The 16,944-nt window shown below is 67.2% G+C and carries 14 protein-coding genes; 3 read left to right on the forward strand and 11 right to left on the reverse strand.

The features are described from left to right. Positions 1-74 precede the first annotated feature (74 nt). Positions 75-1,316: a M20 family metallopeptidase gene (locus tag FQU96_RS38295; protein WP_146546696.1), complete on the reverse strand. Its 1,242-nt coding sequence runs from the start codon at positions 1,314-1,316 to the stop codon at positions 75-77. Between the two features lie 4 nt (positions 1,317-1,320). Next, on the reverse strand, positions 1,321-1,893 hold the full coding sequence (locus FQU96_RS38300; protein ID WP_146546697.1) for a UbiX family flavin prenyltransferase: 573 nt from the start codon (positions 1,891-1,893) through the stop codon (positions 1,321-1,323). A 131-nt stretch (positions 1,894-2,024) separates the two neighbouring features. On the opposite strand from FQU96_RS38300, the gene FQU96_RS38305 reads away from it, so the two are divergent. After that, a complete protein-coding gene (locus FQU96_RS38305) occupies positions 2,025-2,192 on the forward strand; it encodes a DUF465 domain-containing protein (protein ID WP_146546698.1) in 168 nt (55 codons plus the stop codon). 129 nt (positions 2,193-2,321) lie between these two features. Here the strand turns inward: FQU96_RS38305 and FQU96_RS38310 are convergent, their stop codons facing one another. From FQU96_RS38310 to FQU96_RS38340, 7 genes are all read right to left on the reverse strand, one after another. Beyond that, the gene (locus FQU96_RS38310) at positions 2,322-3,635 is read right to left on the reverse strand and encodes a hypothetical protein (RefSeq protein ID WP_146546699.1); all 1,314 of its coding nucleotides are present in this window, start codon (positions 3,633-3,635) and stop codon (positions 2,322-2,324) included. A gap of 88 nt (positions 3,636-3,723) precedes the next feature. Further along, a complete protein-coding gene (locus tag FQU96_RS38315; RefSeq protein WP_146546700.1) occupies positions 3,724-5,040 on the reverse strand; it encodes a hypothetical protein in 1,317 nt (438 codons plus the stop codon). A 69-nt stretch (positions 5,041-5,109) separates the two neighbouring features. Then, positions 5,110-6,462, reverse strand: a complete 1,353-nt coding sequence (locus FQU96_RS42380) for a hypothetical protein (protein ID WP_178131059.1) — start codon at positions 6,460-6,462, stop codon at positions 5,110-5,112. A 69-nt stretch (positions 6,463-6,531) separates the two neighbouring features. Beyond that, complete coding sequence (locus tag FQU96_RS38325; protein ID WP_146546701.1) at positions 6,532-7,836, reverse strand: hypothetical protein; 1,305 nt, start codon at positions 7,834-7,836, stop codon at positions 6,532-6,534. A 94-nt stretch (positions 7,837-7,930) separates the two neighbouring features. Next, positions 7,931-9,250, reverse strand: coding sequence for an SrfA family protein (locus FQU96_RS38330; protein ID WP_146546702.1), 1,320 nt, complete (start codon positions 9,248-9,250; stop codon positions 7,931-7,933). Positions 9,251-9,424: 174 nt separating this feature from the next. Further along, positions 9,425-11,050 (reverse strand): acyl-CoA synthetase, encoded by a 1,626-nt coding sequence (locus tag FQU96_RS38335; RefSeq protein WP_146546761.1) that lies wholly within the window; start codon positions 11,048-11,050, stop codon positions 9,425-9,427. Positions 11,051-11,406: 356 nt separating this feature from the next. Continuing rightward, entirely contained in the window at positions 11,407-11,649 is a 243-nt protein-coding gene (locus tag FQU96_RS38340; RefSeq protein ID WP_146546703.1) for a hypothetical protein, read from the reverse strand. A gap of 374 nt (positions 11,650-12,023) precedes the next feature. Between FQU96_RS38340 and FQU96_RS38345 the strand changes: the two genes are divergently transcribed. Further along, entirely contained in the window at positions 12,024-13,436 is a 1,413-nt protein-coding gene (locus tag FQU96_RS38345) for a hypothetical protein (protein ID WP_146546704.1), read from the forward strand. A 53-nt stretch (positions 13,437-13,489) separates the two neighbouring features. On the opposite strand, the gene FQU96_RS38350 is transcribed toward FQU96_RS38345, so the two are convergent. Further along, positions 13,490-14,452 carry a tripartite tricarboxylate transporter substrate binding protein gene (locus FQU96_RS38350; protein ID WP_178131061.1) on the reverse strand — a complete coding sequence of 321 codons (963 nt, stop codon included), beginning with the start codon at positions 14,450-14,452 and terminating at the stop codon, positions 13,490-13,492. 104 nt (positions 14,453-14,556) lie between these two features. Here FQU96_RS38350 and FQU96_RS38355 point away from each other — a divergent pair, with 104 nt between their 5' ends. Beyond that, positions 14,557-16,461, forward strand: coding sequence for a propionyl-CoA synthetase (locus FQU96_RS38355; protein WP_146546762.1), 1,905 nt, complete (start codon positions 14,557-14,559; stop codon positions 16,459-16,461). Between the two features lie 41 nt (positions 16,462-16,502). Here FQU96_RS38355 and infA read toward each other — a convergent pair whose 3' ends face one another. Further along, positions 16,503-16,778, reverse strand: coding sequence for a translation initiation factor IF-1 (gene infA / locus FQU96_RS38360; protein ID WP_146546706.1), 276 nt, complete (start codon positions 16,776-16,778; stop codon positions 16,503-16,505). Between the last annotated feature and the right edge of the window lie 166 nt (positions 16,779-16,944).

Below are 16,944 nucleotides of genomic sequence, written 5' to 3' on the forward strand. Positions count from 1 at the left end.
CCCCTACCTCTTTGAATCTCAACTCGTTCCCGCTGTCCAATGCTAAGTTAGCGCCTATGGGCGTCCCGCCCGCATCAAGCGAAGCCTTGCCTGACATGAGCGGGCGAGACGCCCGCGCTCCCAGGTGTTACGGCAGCGCATCGCTGCAGGAAGTCCGGCACGGCGGCACAGTACATCTTGTAGACGCTGCTCACCGTCGACAGATCGGCGCATTCGTCGGTGCCGTGGATGTTGGCGCAGGCGACGCCGGGCGCGCAGATGGTCGCAACGCCGTGCGCAGCCAGATAATTGCCGATGTTGGATGGACCACACACCAGGGGCGGCAGGTCGTGGCCGAACGACTGGCGGCTGGCCTGCAGGAACGCGGTGACCAGCGGATGATCGGTGGCGACGGCGTAAGGCGGCCAGTGCTCGACCGGTTCGATCCGGGTCGGCCCTGGTGACGGCAACGCGGCATCGACATGGTCGATGATGGCGCCCAGCCAGGCATGCGCGGCCTCGTGATCGAATCCCGGTGTCAGGCGAATGTCGAGGTTGCACGCCACGCGGTCGGGGATCTGGCTGAAGCCTTCGCCGCCCTCGATTCGGGTGACCGTGGCGCAGGGTCCGAAGGCGAACAGGGTGTCGGCAGCACCCTGTGGTGGCCGGCTGTCGATGGCGGCGACGAGCGCGGCGGCCTTGCTGATGGCGTTCACGCCACGGTCGGTGACGGCGCCCGAATGACCGGACTGTCCCGAGACGTGAAGCTTGACGCGCAGGAAGCCACGCGAGCCGAGGGTCAGGCTGTCATCGCCGGGATAGCCCAATGCCGCCGCCTGCGGTTTTGGCGAGGCCTGCTTCAGGAAGGCTTTCACGCCACCGAATTCACCCGTGTGCTCGTCGGCATCGAACAGGACGTAGACCGTGCCGCGCGGCAGTGCTGCCGTCGTCGCCAGGAAGTGCGCGACGTGCGACAGGATGGCGACGCCCATCTTGGAGTCGGCGGCGCCGCGGCCCCACAATTTGCCGCCGTCCACCACGCCGGCGGTGGGACTGAGGCGCCAGCGATTCTCGTCGCCAAACGGTGCGGTATCGATACAGGCATTCAAGCAGATCGCGGGACCTGGTTCCGCGCCGTCGATGCGCACCAGCAGGGCAACCGGCCGTTCTTGCGCATTGCGCAGCCACGTCGGGGGCAGCCCGTGCTGTGTCAACCACGCGGCGGCGGCGTTCAGAACAGGCGCGGTGGGATCGATTCCAGCGCGGGACGGGATCGACACCAGGTGGGCGGCCAGGCTGATGATGCTGTCGAACGGAACGGCAGGATCGCTCGGCATGGGCTTACCCTGATTCACCCCATCGTTTCACCACGCCCGGGTCGATGTCGAACAGGTCCAGCACCCGACCGGCGGTATGGTTGACAATATCCTCGATCGTCTGCGGCCGGTTGTAAAACGCCGGCAATGGCGGTGCGATGATGGCGCCGAGTTCCGCTACCGTGGCCATGTTGCGCAGGTGCACGGCATGCAGCGGCGTCTCGCGCGGCAACAGCACCAGCTTGCGGCGTTCCTTGAGCACGACATCGGCGGCGCGCGTCAGCAGCGAGCTCGAGATGCCGGTCGCGATCTCGCCCAGGCTGCGCATCGAGCACGGTGCGATCACCATGCCCATGGTCTTGAACGAGCCGCTGGAGATCGGGGCCGCGAGATCGCCCGGCGCGTGGACGTGATCGGCCAGCGTCTTGACGTCCTTGACCTTCCAGTCGGTTTCGTGGGCCAGCGTGACCTCGGCCGTCTTGGTCATCACCAGATGCGTCTCGATCGGCAGCGGTTGCAGAAGCTGCAGCAAACGCACGCCATGGATCACCCCGGAAGCACCCGAGATGCCGATGATGAGCCGTGCCGGATAGGTCATGATTGCTGTACTTTCCCGAGGCAGATTAGCCGCATCCCCGCGATCTTGTCCCCAATTTCGGTCGACCCCATATCGACTCCCATGGGACGTGTGTATAGTCCTTACGTCGGGTCAGCACCGGAGGAAAGCCAATGAGCCTCATGGATCGGATCGAGACCCTCAAATCGCGGCACGCCGCGCTCGAACAAGCCATCCACGACGAAGTCACTCGACCCCATCCCGACGATGAAGTGCTGCAGGAACTGAAGAAGAAGAAATTGCGACTTAAGGATGAGATCGCCGAACTGGCGAGTCATTAGCTCATCAAGGGCGCCTGCCCGTTGCGGCCGGCGCCTCCGCTGACAACAGCGGCTGCGGGCGTAGCCTGACCTCGTCACGATCGGGCTACGACACCGGGCGATTCACCCGAAAAACGGCTATCCCCTGCCTTACTGTTTGTGCAGGCGCACGGTGAAGTGCGTCGGGCGGTCGCGCGTGACGCCCTGGTCCGGCAAATGCATGTTGGTCTCGCCGCTGCACTGCGCAACGTTGCCGGCGCCGGCGCGACAGACCAGGCGGTCCTGCGTCCAGCGCGTGCCGTCGGCACAGGTCGTATCGGCGTCGGTGATGCGCAGGGTGCCGCCTTCGTAGCGCGCCCGGGCCGGTGCCTCGCAGGTAACGCCGTTCTGCCAGCGGAAGATCAGCTTGCCGTTGCCGTTCTCGTCGAAGCAGTAGGTGTGCGCGCCGCGCGGATGACGGGGCGTGTAGCGGAACTGGTCGCCGCGCCAGCAGCCCTTGAGGAAGGAATAGTCGTTGGTCGGCTTCTCGGGTAGGCGCAGCACATCGCCGGGTTTGGTGGCGGCCTGGGGCCGATCCGGTACGGGTGGCGGCGCCGGCGGCGTTGGCGGCCGGCATGCCAGGGTGCGGCGCTCCAGTTCGTCGCGCAGCGAGGCCAGCGTTGCCTTCAACCTGTCCTCATTGCGCCGGGCGCTGTCGATGTCACCCTGCAGGCCGACCGTGGGGTCGGGTGGCGGCGGTTCGGGCGGCGGTGCCGGTGGGGCGGGCAGCTCGGTGACCTGCAGGTTGGGCGGCACCGGCATGCATTGACGCAACAGCCAGGACGCCACCAGCAGAGCCAGGATGGCGAGCAGGCCGGCCAGCAGCCAGAACAGCCACGGAAAGCGCTCGCGCAGCACGACGGCCGCGGCGCCGGCCGGCGCCATGACCAGCGGTTGCGGTATCGGTGGTGAGAGGGCGGCCGGCAGCGGCGGTGGCGCAGGAGGTTGGGAGCCGGCCAGGAAGGCGCCAGGCAGCACGGCGCCGGCCGCCTGAATGTCATAGCCCCAGCAGACGATGACGGGCTGGTCGCCGACCAGGAAGAGGTGATCGTCGGACGGCCGCTTGGCGGCCAGCCGCAAGGCGCGTCCGGCGAGCTGGCCATCGTCGGAGGCGGCTGTTTCCAGGCTTTGGCCCAGTCGGTCGATGTCGGCCAGCAGAGCATCGATGTCGCCGCGCGCGGCGCTGCGGGCACCTTCCGGCAGGTCGGTGATGGCCTGGATCGGTCCGTGGCAACCGCTGTACCAGTCGATGCGGCCACCCAGATCATGCGGCTCGGGTTCGGCCAGCAGGTGAAAATGGCGGTCGCCCAGCCGGCGGCGAATGACGGCACGGATCTGTGCTTCGGCGTGGTGTAGCGGCTCACCGCGGACGCCCAGGGGGCGCACGCCGGCCAGCGTTGTTCGAACGAGGGTGGCTCCGGCCATCACGAGGGTTCACTCAAGACTGCGGCCAGAATGGGCTGTGACTGGGCCGGTCTCAAGAGACTTCACACGCGTGACGCGAGATAATCCGTCAATTGACCCGGTGCAGGTTGACGGACCAGCGGTTGGCCTGCGATTGGCCACTGCAGCGTGCCACGTTGCCCTGCTCGGAGCGGCAGTCGAGATAGTCGGCATACCACTGGGTTCCGTCGCTGCAGCGGGTATCTGAATCGACGATGCGCAGCGTGTTGCCCGAGAACTGGGCGCGCGCGGGCGCGCGACAGGTCTCGCCCGTGGACCGCCTGAAGGTCAGGGTCCCGCGGCCGTTGGCGTCGAAACAGTAGGTGCTGGTGCCGCCGACATGCGATGGCGAATGTCGGAAGAAGTCCGTGCGCCAACAGCCCTTCAGGAACGAGTAGTCGTTTGACGGGGCTGTGGGCATGCGCATGCGATCATCGGGTGGCTTGGGCGGCGGGTCGGGTTTCTTGTCCGCCACCTTGGGCTCGGGCTTCTTCTCGACCACCGGCGGTTTGGGTGGTTCCGGTGGCTTGGGCGGTTCGGGGGCCTTGCACTGGCTGTGGCGCTTGCTGAGTTCATCCCGCAGCGCTGCCAGGGTGACCTTCAGCCGGCCTTCCTCGTCGCGCGCACTGTCGAGATCGCCCTTGAGGCCCACCGTGGGATCGGGTGGTGGTGGCTCGGGCGGCGGCGCCGGCGGCCGGGGCAGTTCGGTGACGCGCGTATCGGGCGGCACCGGCATGCACTGCCGCAGCAGCCAGGATGCCAGCAGCAGGATGAGGATGGTGAGCAGGCCGGCGAGCAGCCAGAACAGCCACGGGAAGCGCTGGCGCAGGACGGCGGCACCGGCGGGCGCCAGGGCGATCGCCGGCGGCGGCGCCAGAGATGGCGGCGGCGGCGGTGGGGCGGCGACGGTAGGGGACGGCACGAAGGCGGGCGGCAGGACGGCGCCGGCGGCCTGTGTGTCGTATCCCCAGCAGACGACGACGGGCTGATCGCCGACCAGGAAGAGGTAGTCGTCGGAAGGGCGCTTGGCGGCCAGCCGCAGGGACCTGCCGGCGAGGCGGCCGTCTTCGGTGGTGCCGGTTTCGAGGGACTGGCCGAGACGGTCGATATCGGCGAGCAGGGTATCGATGTCGTTGCGGACGGCATCGCGCTCGGGCTCGGTCAGGGCGGTGATGGGTCGGACATCGCCGCTGTGCTCGGAGTACCAGTCGATGCGGCCGCCGAGATCGTGGGGCTGCGGTTCGGCGAGCAGATGGAAATGGCGTTCGTCGAGGCGGCGCCGGATGACGGCGCGCAGCTGGGCCTGGGCGTGGTGCAGGGGCTCGCCGCGCACTCCCAGCGGCCTCACCCCCGTCAGCGTCGTGCGGACCAATGTCGTGCCGGGCATCAACCAATCTCGACCATCACAGCAGTGCGTTCAGCATAGCCTGTCGAATATGACAAAGCTGAGGATTGTCTATGCACCCTCGCGGCGGAACTCGTGCTCGGCACCCAAATTGTCGCGGCACAGCGCGACGGTGTCGCTGACGCGTCGGCAGGTCAGGTAGTTCGGCTGGTCGGTCCAGAAGAATTGCGACGGCTCGCACGTGACGCGCGGCTGGGTCGTACGCAACGTGCCGTCGCCTTGGAACGACGCCCTGACCGGCGCACGGCAGCGGATGGGCGGCAGGCCAGGGAATTCGCTGGATTTCTCGCGCGTGCCCTGGCCATTGGCGCCGAAGCAGATGCGGCCCGCCCGATCGTAGCCGCGCACGACCTGTCCGTTGGGCTGCCGCAGATTGGTCTGCGCGTCGCGGCCCAGGCGCCAGCAGCCCTGCAGCAGGGCCAGGTCGCCCCTCTTCCAGCGATCCTCCGGCAGGTCGGGGGGCTTGGCCGGCGGCGGTGGCGGTTTGCGCTCGACCACCGGCGGCGGTTTCGGTGGCTCGGGCGGTTTGGGTGGCGGCTCGGGTGGCCGGCATGCCTGGTAACGCTTGTTCAGTTCGTCGCGCAGCGATGCCAGCGTGGCTTTCAGCTTGCCCTCACCGTCGCGTGCGCCATCGAGATCGCGCTGCAGGGCGATGGTTGGATCCGGTGGTGGCGGCGGCGCCGGCGGCGGTGGTTCGGGCGGCAGTTCGGTCACCCGCATGTCGGGCGGCACCGGCATGCACTGGCGCAACAGGTACGACGCCAGCAGCAGGATGGCGATGGCGAGCAGGCCGGCCAGCAGCCAGAACAGCCACGGAAAACGCTCGCGCAACAGTGCTGTCGCCGGTGGTCCAACGACAACGGCCGGCGCCGGTGCAAAGGGCGGCGGCTGCGGTGGTGGCGGTGATGGCGGCGTCGGCGCCACCGTGCTTGTCGGCAGGAAGGCGCCGGGCAGCACGGCACCGGCGGCCTCGGTGTCATAGCCCCAGCAGACGACGATCGGCTGGTCACCGATCAGGAAGAGATAATCGTCGGAGGGACGCTTGGCGGCCAGCCGCAGCGATCTGCCGGCGAGACGACCATCGTCGGTGGGGCTCGCTTCCAGGCTTTGACCCAGCCGATCGATGTCGGCCAGCAATGTATCGATGTCGGCCCGGGCCGTGTCGCGTTCGACGTCGGACAGCGCCGACAGCGGTTGCACGGCGCCGTCGCGTTCGCTGTACCAGTCGATGCGGCCGCCGAGATCGTGGGGCTGCGGCTCGGCCAGCAGATGATAGTGACGGTCGCCCAGCCGCCGTCGGATCACACCGCGGATCTGCGCTTGCGCGTGGTGCAGCGGCTCGCCGCGGACGCCCAGCGGGCGGACGCCCACCATTGTCGTGCGAACCAGGGTTGTTCCGGCCATAGCGGCAGAATGCGGGTGCGGCGTGGCGTGTTCAAGACATGGTGCAGCGGCGGCCGGGCGGTGCGCCTCTTACTGCGGGCAGTCCAATCGATAGATCCATTCCGTCCCCAGGCTGGGGCCGACGACCTCGACCGTGACCGAGTGGTCTCCCGCCTCGGGCGTGAAGGGGAACGTGAGCGTGCCGCGGAAACTGGTCGGGCGGTTCGTGGTCGCGACCAGGCGTCCGCGATAGTAGACGTTCATCTGGTCGGGAATCATTTTCATGTTGTAGCGAATGACCACGGTGCCGGGCTTGTCGCCGACATAGTGACGGTTGCGCGTCACGCCGGCGCCACCGCTGGCGGTGTCGGCGTTGCACGGCAGCATGCCGGGCGGCGGCTGTGTCACCGGTGGCGCCTTGGGCTGCGGCGGCGGCGCCGGCGCTTTCTCCGCGACCTGGGGTTTGGGCTTGGGGGCCGGTTTGGGCTCGGGCTTCTTCTCGGCGACCGGCGGCTTGGGTGGTTCCGGCTTTGGCGGTGGCTCGGGAGCCTTGCATTGTGCCTGCCGCTGCTGGAACTCATCGCGCAGGGAGGCCAGCGACGTCTTCAACTTGCCCTCGCGATCGCGCTCGCCGTCGATCGCCGCTTTCAGATCAAGCGTCGGATCGGGCGGCGCCGGCGGTGGCGCAGGTGGCGGCTCCGGCGGCAATTCGGTGACCTGCGTATCGGGTGGCACCGGCAGGAACAGGCGCAGTCCATAGGACGTGCCCAGGATCAGCAGGATGCCGAGCAGCCCGACCAGCAATGCCGCCAGCCAGGGGAAGCGGCTGCGCGCCACGGCCGGTGCTGCCGCGACGACAGCCGCCGGCATCGCGACGGGCGGTGGCGGCGCTGGCGGCGGCGCGGCCGTGGTTGTGGTGCTGGGCAGGAAGGCCGGCGGCAGGATCGCACCCACCGTCTCGCCATCGTAGCCCCAGCAGATCACGACCGGCTGGTCACCGACCCGGAAGAGATAAGCGTCGTCATCGGGCCGTTTGGTGGCCAGGTGCAAGGCCCGTCCGGCCAGGCGCGCGTCTTCACCGGTCGATCGTTCGAGTTGCGAGCCGAGTTGATCGATGTCGGCCAGCATGCCGTCGATCTCGGCGCGCAGCGCATCGCGTTCTGCCTCCGGCAGGTCGGTTGCCGCATGCACCGGCGCACCATCGGCATACCAGTCGATCCGTCCTGTGGCGGGATAGGCCTGCGGCTCGGCCAGCAGGTGATAGTGCCGTGCGCCCAGGCGGCGGCGCACCACGTCGCGGATCTGGGCGTGCGTGTTGTGCAGCGGCTCGCCCCGCACGCCAAGCGGTCGCGCACCGAACTGGGTCGTGCGGACGAGCGTGGCGTTGCTGGGCATTCTTCCTCCAGTTTATGCCGTCAGACTGCACCTGCCCCGTGGCGACAGAAGGGCATAACCATGTCGCAAACGCGTCGGTGCGATCGCGTATTCCTCAACTTCCCGTCCGGTGCAGATTGACGGTCCAGCGCTCGGTGCGGTTCTCGCCGCGGCAGTAGGCGACGCCGTCGGCGCCGGCCGTGCAGTCGAGGCGGTCCTGCGCCCAGGTGCCGCGCGGCGAACACGTGGTGTCGGCGTCGACCACGCGCAGCGTGCCGCCCGAGAAGCGCGCGGTCGCCGGTGCACGGCAGGTGGTGCCGTCGTTGAATCGGAATTCCATCGAGCCGCGGCCGTTGGCGTCGAAGCAATAGGTCGCGTAACCGGGCGGAATACGCGGCCCGTGCTTGAACGTATCCGTGCGCCAGCAGCCTTTGAGGAAGGAGTAGTCGTTGGAGGGCGCCTTCGGCATGCGCATGCGATCATCGGGTGGCTTGGGCGGCGGGTCGGGTTTCTTGTCCGCCACCTTGGGCTCGGGCTTCTTCTCGACCACCGGCGGTTTGGGTGGTTCCGGTGGCTTGGGCGGTTCGGGGGCCTTGCACTGGCTGTGGCGCTTGCTGAGTTCATCCCGCAGCGCTGCCAGGGTGACCTTCAGCCGGCCTTCCTCGTCGCGCGCACTGTCGAGATCGCCCTTGAGGCCCACCGTGGGATCGGGTGGTGGTGGCTCGGGCGGCGGCGCCGGCGGCCGGGGCAGTTCGGTGACGCGCGTATCGGGCGGCACCGGCATGCACTGCCGCAGCAGCCAGGATGCCAGCAGCAGGATGAGGATGGTGAGCAGGCCGGCGAGCAGCCAGAACAGCCACGGGAAGCGCTGGCGCAGGACGGCGGCACCGGCGGGCGCCAGGGCGATCGCCGGCGGCGGCGCCAGAGATGGCGGCGGCGGCGGTGGGGCGGCGACGGTAGGGGACGGCACGAAGGCGGGCGGCAGGACGGCGCCGGCGGCCTGTGTGTCGTATCCCCAGCAGACGACGACGGGCTGATCGCCGACCAGGAAGAGGTAGTCGTCGGAAGGGCGCTTGGCGGCCAGCCGCAGGGACCTGCCGGCGAGGCGGCCGTCTTCGGTGGTGCCGGTTTCGAGGGACTGGCCGAGACGGTCGATATCGGCGAGCAGGGTATCGATGTCGTTGCGGACGGCATCGCGCTCGGGCTCGGTCAGGGCGGTGATGGGTCGGACATCGCCGCTGTGCTCGGAGTACCAGTCGATGCGGCCGCCGAGATCGTGGGGCTGCGGTTCGGCGAGCAGATGGAAATGGCGTTCGTCGAGGCGGCGCCGGATGACGGCGCGCAGCTGGGCCTGGGCGTGGTGCAGGGGCTCGCCGCGCACTCCCAGCGGCCTCACCCCCGTCAGCGTCGTGCGGACCAATGTCGTGCCGGGCACGGCGCGATTCCTCCATCGCAGGGCGCTCGTATCAGTCTACGCCTCAACGCGACGGCATATCCCCGCTGCGCGCCATTTTATGCGGCCAATTATGGCGTCGGTCGGGCAGGGTGACGCGCGCTGTCATCCCGCGCTGCCTGTGGGGATGACAGTCGTGTGAGCGCGGCCGCGCGACTAAAGCTTCTTCGCCCAGTCGCGCAGCACGAATTTCTGCACCTTGCCGGTCGAGGTTTTGGGCAGGTCGCGGAAAACCACCGTGCGCGGGATCTTGAAGCCCGCCATGTTGGCGCGGCAATAGGCAATGATGTCGTCTTCCGTCGCCGCCATGCCCGGCTTCAACACGATGAAGGCGCACGGCGTCTCGCCCCACTTTTCGTCGGGCCGTGCCACGACGGCGGCATCCAATACGGCGGGATGCTTGAAGAGAACGCCTTCGACCTCGATGGTCGAGATGTTCTCGCCGCCCGAGATGATGATGTCCTTGGAGCGGTCACGCAGTTCGATGTAGCCATCGGCATGCATCACGCCCAGGTCGCCGGAACGGAACCAGCCGCCGGCGAACGCCGCCTGCGTCGCGCTGGGGTTCTTGAGGTACCCCTTCATGACGAGGTTACCGCGGATGAACACCTCGCCCATCGTCGAACCGTCGCGGGGCACCGGCGTCAATGTCGCCGGATCCATCACCGTAACGGCGTCCTCCGCCGCGTATCGCACACCCTGGCGTGCCTTCAGGCGGGCACGCTCGGCGCTTTCAAGGTCGTCCCAGTCATCGTGCCAGGCGCAGATTGTCGCTGGGCCATAGACCTCGGTCAGGCCATACACGTGCGTGATGTGAAAACCCTGCTTTTCGACAGCTTCCAAGACGGCAGCCGGCGGCGGTGCGGCGGCGGTCATGAACTCGACGGTGCGTTCCGGCGCCCGACGTTCCTCGTCGGTGGCATTGATGATGAAGCCGAGGATCACCGGCGCGCCACACATATGCGTGACGTCGTGGTCGGCGATGGAATCGAAGATGGTCTTGGCGTTGATGCGTCGCAGGCACACGCTGGTGCCGGCGACCAGGGCCAGGGTCCACGGAAAGCACCAGCCGTTGCAGTGGAACATCGGCAGCGTCCACAGATAGCGCGGGTGCATGCCCATCGCCCACTGCGTGGCGTTGCCATAGGCCGAGAGCGTCGCGCCGCGATGGCTGAAGACGACGCCCTTGGGGTCGCCCGTCGTGCCCGACGTGTAGTTCAGCGTGATGGCGTTCCATTCGTGTGCCGGGTACGACCAGGCGAAGTCGGCGTCGCCGTCGGCGATGAAGTCTTCGTAGGTCGTGCTGCCGATCGGTGCACGGTCATCGCACTGCGCGTCGTCGATATCGACCACCAGCGGCTTGACCTTGGCCTGGGCCAGGGCGTCGTTCATCACGCGATGATACTCGCGGTCGACGATCAGCAGCTTGGTCTCGCTGTGGTCGAGGATGAACGCCAGCATCGCCGCGTCGAGCCGCGTGTTGAGCGAGTTCAACACGGCGCCCACCATCGGCACGCCGAAGTGCGCCTCGTACATCTCGGGCACGTTGGGCGCCATGATGGTGACCGTATCGCCCAGCCCGATGCCGCTCTTCTCCAGCGCCGAAGCAAGTTGCCGGCAGCGTGCGTAGGTCTGGCTCCAGGTGTAGCGGCGCGGCCCATGGACGAGCGACGGGTGATCGGGATAGACGCTGGCCGAGCGTTCGAGGAACTGCAGCGGTGTCAGCGGCGCGAAGTTGGCGGGATTGCGGTCGAGATCGCGCTCGTAGATGTTGCGTGGCATTGCCGGCGGGTGCTTGCCCGAAACCGGCCGCGGTGATGGCCCGCGGCCCACGGCGGAGCGTGCCTTGACCGGCCGGCGCGGGCCCGTCGGGCGTCCCGCCGGTATGGCCGGCTTACGCGGCGGCGCCGGCACCTTGGCGGCGGCGCGCTTGGCTGCTGTCTTCTTTTTAACTGCCGCTTTGGCCGACTTGCCCGTGGACCCTTTGCGGGCAGCGCCGGTGCCCTTCTTCGGCGCCTTGGTCCGCCCGCTCTTGCCGCTTGCCTTGCCCCTGGCCATGCCTGCCGATCCCCACACAACTTCGACCGGCCGGCAATCTTGCACAAAGTCGTTACATCGACCAGCCGCCGCGTGCGTTTCTAGGGACGCAGCGGGACTTTGACGGACGGCATGGGGCGGCGGCGCTGGCGTGCAATCGTGGACAAGGCGCGATCACGCAATCCCGTCGGTGCGGGCTTCATCCGGCGCTTGCGGCGGGCGTGCCGGGGCGTTGGCAGCGACATGCGCCTGGTGAGCGCGCCGACGATAGCGACGGTTGGGGGAAACAGTACGACCATCACCGCCCAGATCAGCAGCTCCGCGATGATGAAATCGACAAGCATGTCTTTGTCCTGCCTCTACCCAAGAAAACGCGCCGGACAGCGCGCGGTTCCGAACGCTCTGCGGTGCTCGCGTAAGATGTGCTAGTATTCGGCGCTTGGCGGGTCGGGCTGCTTTGGGGGAGGCAGTTGTGGTCGCTGACGAAAAGCCGAAACACGCGCCGGCGATATGGGCCGCACCGACGCCGGTCTGGTGGGTCGGGGCGGTGGTCACCAGCGCCTGGCTTGGCGCCCATGTCGTTGCCGAGGGATTCACCGTTTCGTGGTGGGCCGTTCTGGTCGGCGTCTTTTTCTTTACGGCGCCGCTGTTCCCTCTCATTCGACACGATCGAGGACTGGCGTTGCTTGTCGGAGCGTTCGCGGCGTTCTTCTGCCTGATGATGCTGGAAACCTATCTGGGATATACGGGCCTGCGTTATGGGCCCATCGGGTCCAGCCAACGCGGTCTGCAGAGTACCGACGAGATCATCATCCAGGGTCTCCTGTTTCTCTACCACGACGTCGCCGCCTACGTGCCCATCATCACTTTGATCGCCAACGTGGTGCTGTATTTCGGCGTTCCGTTCGTAAGCGGAAATGGCCCGATCACCCGGATCGCGCACTATATCGCCGGCGTTGGACTCTTCCTGACCGTCGTTCTCGGATTTCCGTTCACCAATTCGCTCGATGCCGGGCACGTAGGACTGCAGCGCGCGATCCTCAACGCAAGCGCGTCGCTGCGGACTTTGGGCAGCGACCGGCAGGCCATGGCCCAACTGAGGGACGACATCGCGGCCTTGCAGGAGCTGGAAGCGCTGCTGGGTAAGGACAAGGTTGGCGCCGTCGAACGGGAGAAGCTGGTCGCCGCCATCCGCAAGCTGGCGCACCTGGGTGTCGACCTCGCGGCGGCGGAGCGCGAAAGAAACAGCATTCGCCGGCAGCCGGAGACTCCGTCGGAAGCCGAACGCTATCTGCGGCAGGTTGCGCCGCCGCGGCGCTATCCGGACCGTCGCGGGCTCGGGTCTCCGCTGCCGTCGCCGCCGAGCCCGTCACTGTCGGTGACGGCAAACGATGTCGTCAATGCCGGCACGCTGAGCGACGAGAAAGCGAACCTTGCCGCCATGAGCGAGGAATTGCGGCATCGGCGCGACGAGTTGCTGCGGAGTCTGCGCACCCTGGTGAGCGCCGTGGTCAACGAGGGCCCGGTACGCCAGGACGTTTCCTATTGGGCAGTGGAAAACATCGTGTTGGCGGTCGCAGCCCTGCGAACAACGGAAGCGCTCGAGGAACTGCTGAGGTGGGCTGCCGATCTCGAGGCCCGGTTGGCTCAGCATCGTCAGGGCAACGCGCAGCTGCGCAGCGAAATGACAACCTACGAAAACGCGTTGCTCGATCAGCGTCGACGCGACGCCGGCTGCTCTCAGCTCATCACGGATCTGCTGCCCTATTTCGACCAGGCAAATGGCCGTCTGTTGCTGGACCGCATTGCCGCCGACAGATCGCGGGCATCAGGCGTGCTCAATATCGAGAAGCTGCCAGGCAAGGAGCCTCCGACGCCCCGCGTGTCGGATGACCAGGTCAACCAGGCCGCGGTGCGGCAAGCCGTCGACGTGCGCCAGGCTCAGGAAGGCATACCGTCAGCAAAACTCCGCCCGTCCGATCTGCAGAAGGCGCTGGTGGACAAGAAGGAGGGGGCTGCCGGAATCATCATGCCCCTTGTCGAGGCAGCGTGCCGGCGCGGCATGAACGCCGTCGCGCTGATCGCCTTCTTTGAAGACGCCAATCGCGAACTGGCCACGCGTCCGCGGTGAATGCCGGGCAACCGAACATCCGCCACCAGGACGCGGCGGGGGCCCTTCCTCAGTTAGTCCAGTTTCATGTTCAGCTCGCGCAGCAGCGCGGTGAAGAACGCGGTGTCGTCCGCGACCTGGCGCACGAAGGCATCGTGCGGCTGATGCTCGGCGCGCTGCGCCACCATCAATAGCTTCTGCTGCAGATCGGGCGATTGCGCGATCTTGCCCAGCTCGGTCGACAGGCGTTCGACGACGTCCGTGGGCATGCCTTTGGGGCCGAACAGGCCGAACCAGCTGCGGGCGCGGAAGCCCTTGAGGTCGAGACCCAGCTCATCGGCCGTCGGCGTGTCGGGGATATCGGCCATGCGCTCCTTGTCGGCCACCAGCATGGCGCGCACCTTGCCGGCCTTGGCCTGCGGCAGAAAGGACGGATCGAACACCATATGGATGCGGCCGCTCATGACGTCGCCGACGGCATCGACGATGGTCTTGTAGGGCGCATGCTGCATCTGGATACCGGCGGTACGCGTCAGCACCTCGCCGGTCAGGTGGGTGATCGTGCCCAGGCCGGAGGAGCCGAACCAGTACTTGCCGGGGTTGGCTTTGGCGAGCGCGACGAATTCGGGCCACGTCTTGACGCCGAGCTCGTTGGTCAGGGTCACCACCAGCAGTGGCGTCGAGAGCCGCGCAATCGGCGTGAGATCGGCCGGATCGTAGTTGGTCTTGCGGACAATCGGCGTAATGGCGAGCACCGCCGTCGGCGCCAACAGCAACGTGTAGCCGTCGGGTGGCGCGCTGCTCACCATCTGGGCGCCGACGCCACCGGAGGCGCCGGGCTTGTTCTCGATGATGACTTGCTGGCCCAGCGCCGGCGACAGCTTCTCGGCATAAAGGCGGATGACCTGATCGGCCGAGCCGCCCGGCCCGTAGGGCACGACGATGCGCAGCGGTTTGTTGGGAAAATTCTGCTGTGCGGCAGCTTGTGACAGGACGGCAAACAGGATGGCGACGACGCTGGCGGCAAGTCTGAGCACGTGTTTCCTCCCATCGCGGCATTTCGCGCCGTCAGGGTACCATTGCCGATCGATGCCAGGGCCGCTAAGCGTGAAGACAAGGAATGCCAAAGAGGAACGCCGCCATGGCCGTGGGTGACATCTACCGTGCCCTGCACGCCCGCTCGCTCAAGGATCGCGAAGGCTTCTGGCTGGAGCAGGCCGCCGCGATCGACTGGTATCGCCGGCCGGACCGTGCGCTCGACGACAATGCACCGCCGTTCTACCGCTGGTTTCCCGGCGGCGAACTCAACACCTGCCACAATGCACTCGACCGCCATGTCGATGCCGGCCACGGCGATCGGCTGGCGCTGATCTACGATTCGCCGGTCACCGGCACCAAGCGGCGTTACACCTATCGCGAATTCCGCGATGCCACGGCCGAGCTGGCCGGCGCCATCGCGGCGCTGGGCGTCGGCAAGGGCGACCGCGTCATCATCTACATGCCGATGATCCCCGAAGCGGCGATGGCGATGCTGGCCTGCGCGCGGCTGGGTGCCGTCCATTCGGTGGTGTTCGGCGGCTTTGCGGCCAAGGAACTCGTCTCGCGTATCGACGACTGCGCACCCAAGCTGGTGCTGGCGGCGTCATGCGGCATCGAACCTGGCCGGATCGTCGAATACAAACCGCTGCTCGATCAGGCACTGGAACTGGCCAAACACAAGCCGGCGCATTGCCTGATCCTGCAGCGCCCGCAAGGCCCGGCCACGATGGTCGACGGGCGCGATCTTGACTGGGCGACGTTCGTGCCTGGCAAGCCGCACGCGGCCTGCGTGCCGGTGCAAGCCACCGATCCGCTCTACATCCTCTACACATCGGGCACGACGGGGCAGCCCAAGGGCGTGGTGCGCGACAATGGCGGCTACTGCGTGGCGTTGCACTGGTCGATGAAGAACCTCTATGGCATCGCGCCGGGCGAGGTGTGGTGGACAGCCTCCGACGTGGGCTGGGTCGTTGGCCATAGCTACATCGTCTACGGACCGCTGATCTACGGCGCCACCAGCATTCTGTACGAAGGCAAGCCGGTGGGCACGCCCGACGCGGGCGCGTTCTGGCGCGTGATCGCCGAGCACAAGGCCGTGGCGCTGTTCACGGCGCCGACCGCATTCCGCGCCATCAAGAAAGAGGATCCCGAGGGCAAGCTGCTGAAGCAGCATGATCTCTCGAACTTCCGCACGCTGTTCCTGGCCGGCGAGCGCGGCGATCCGCCGACCATCGAATGGGCGCAGCGCCTGCTGGGCGTGCCGGTCATCGACCACTGGTGGCAGACCGAGACGGGCTGGGTGATCTGCGGCAACTTCGTGGGCCTGGAGCTGATGCCGGTCAAGCCGGGGTCGACGTCAGTGCCGGCGCCGGGGTGGGACATCCAGGTGCTGGACGCGGCAGGCCGGCCCGTGCCGGCGGGCGAGATCGGTGCCATCGTCGGCAAGCTGCCGATGCCGCCGGGAACGTTTCCCACGCTGTGGAATGCCGACGATCGCTTCCGCCAAGCGTACCTGGCGGAATTCCCCGGCTACTACAAGACAGGGGACGCGGGCTTCATCGATGCCGACGGCTATGTGTCCGTGATGACCCGTGTCGACGATGTCATCAACGTCGCCGGCCACCGCCTGTCGACAGGCCAGATGGAAGAAGTGCTGGCATCGCATGATGCCGTGGCGGAGTGCGCGGTGATCGGGGTTGCCGACGACCTGAAGGGCCAGGTGCCGCTGGGCTTCCTGGTGCTGAAAGCGGGTGTCGAACGGCCGCACGGCGAGATCGTTGCCGACGTCGTGCGCATGGTGCGCGAACGCATCGGGCCGGTGGCGTTCTTCAAGACGGCGGTGGTGGTGGGGCGGCTGCCCAAGACGCGCTCGGGCAAGATCCTGCGCGGCACCATGCAGAAGATCGCCGATTCGCAGGCTTACACCACGCCTGCCACCATCGACGATCCGGTTGTCCTTGGCGAAATCGGCGAGGCACTGAAGCCGGCAGGCTACGCGCGGAAGTGATGTCCGCATCCTCTCCCGCCTGCCTGCGGGAGAGGCCAAACTCAGCGGCGGCGGTACTGGCCGCGCGGCGGGCCGCCGGGGGACATGCTGCTGCGTTCGTCTTTGTGGCGGAAGATCAGGCGTCCCTTGTCGAGATCATAGGGTGACATCTCGACCGTGACCCTGTCGCCAGCCAGCGTTCGGATGCGGTTCTTTTTCATCTTGCCGGCGGTGTAGGCAATGATCATCCGGCCGTTGTCGAGCTGAACGCGATAGCGGGCGTCCGGCAAGATCTCGGTCACAAGACCTTCAAACGGGACCATTTCTTCTTTGGCCATGGGCAAACCTTATCTGCGGCGTCTCTGATCAAAGGCATTTCCGTCGCTGCGCCGAAGGCGGCGGAGCGAAGCGGCGGTGGGCGCCGACGCTTCGGCAATCTAAGAAAGCTCATGGTACGGCGAGCAAAACGAGCGCGTCCCTCGCCCTGCCGCATCGTGAACCGGG

Origin of the sequence: Reyranella sp. CPCC 100927 (genome assembly GCF_007859315.1) — a bacterium.
Classification (GTDB): domain Bacteria; phylum Pseudomonadota; class Alphaproteobacteria; order Reyranellales; family Reyranellaceae; genus Vineibacter.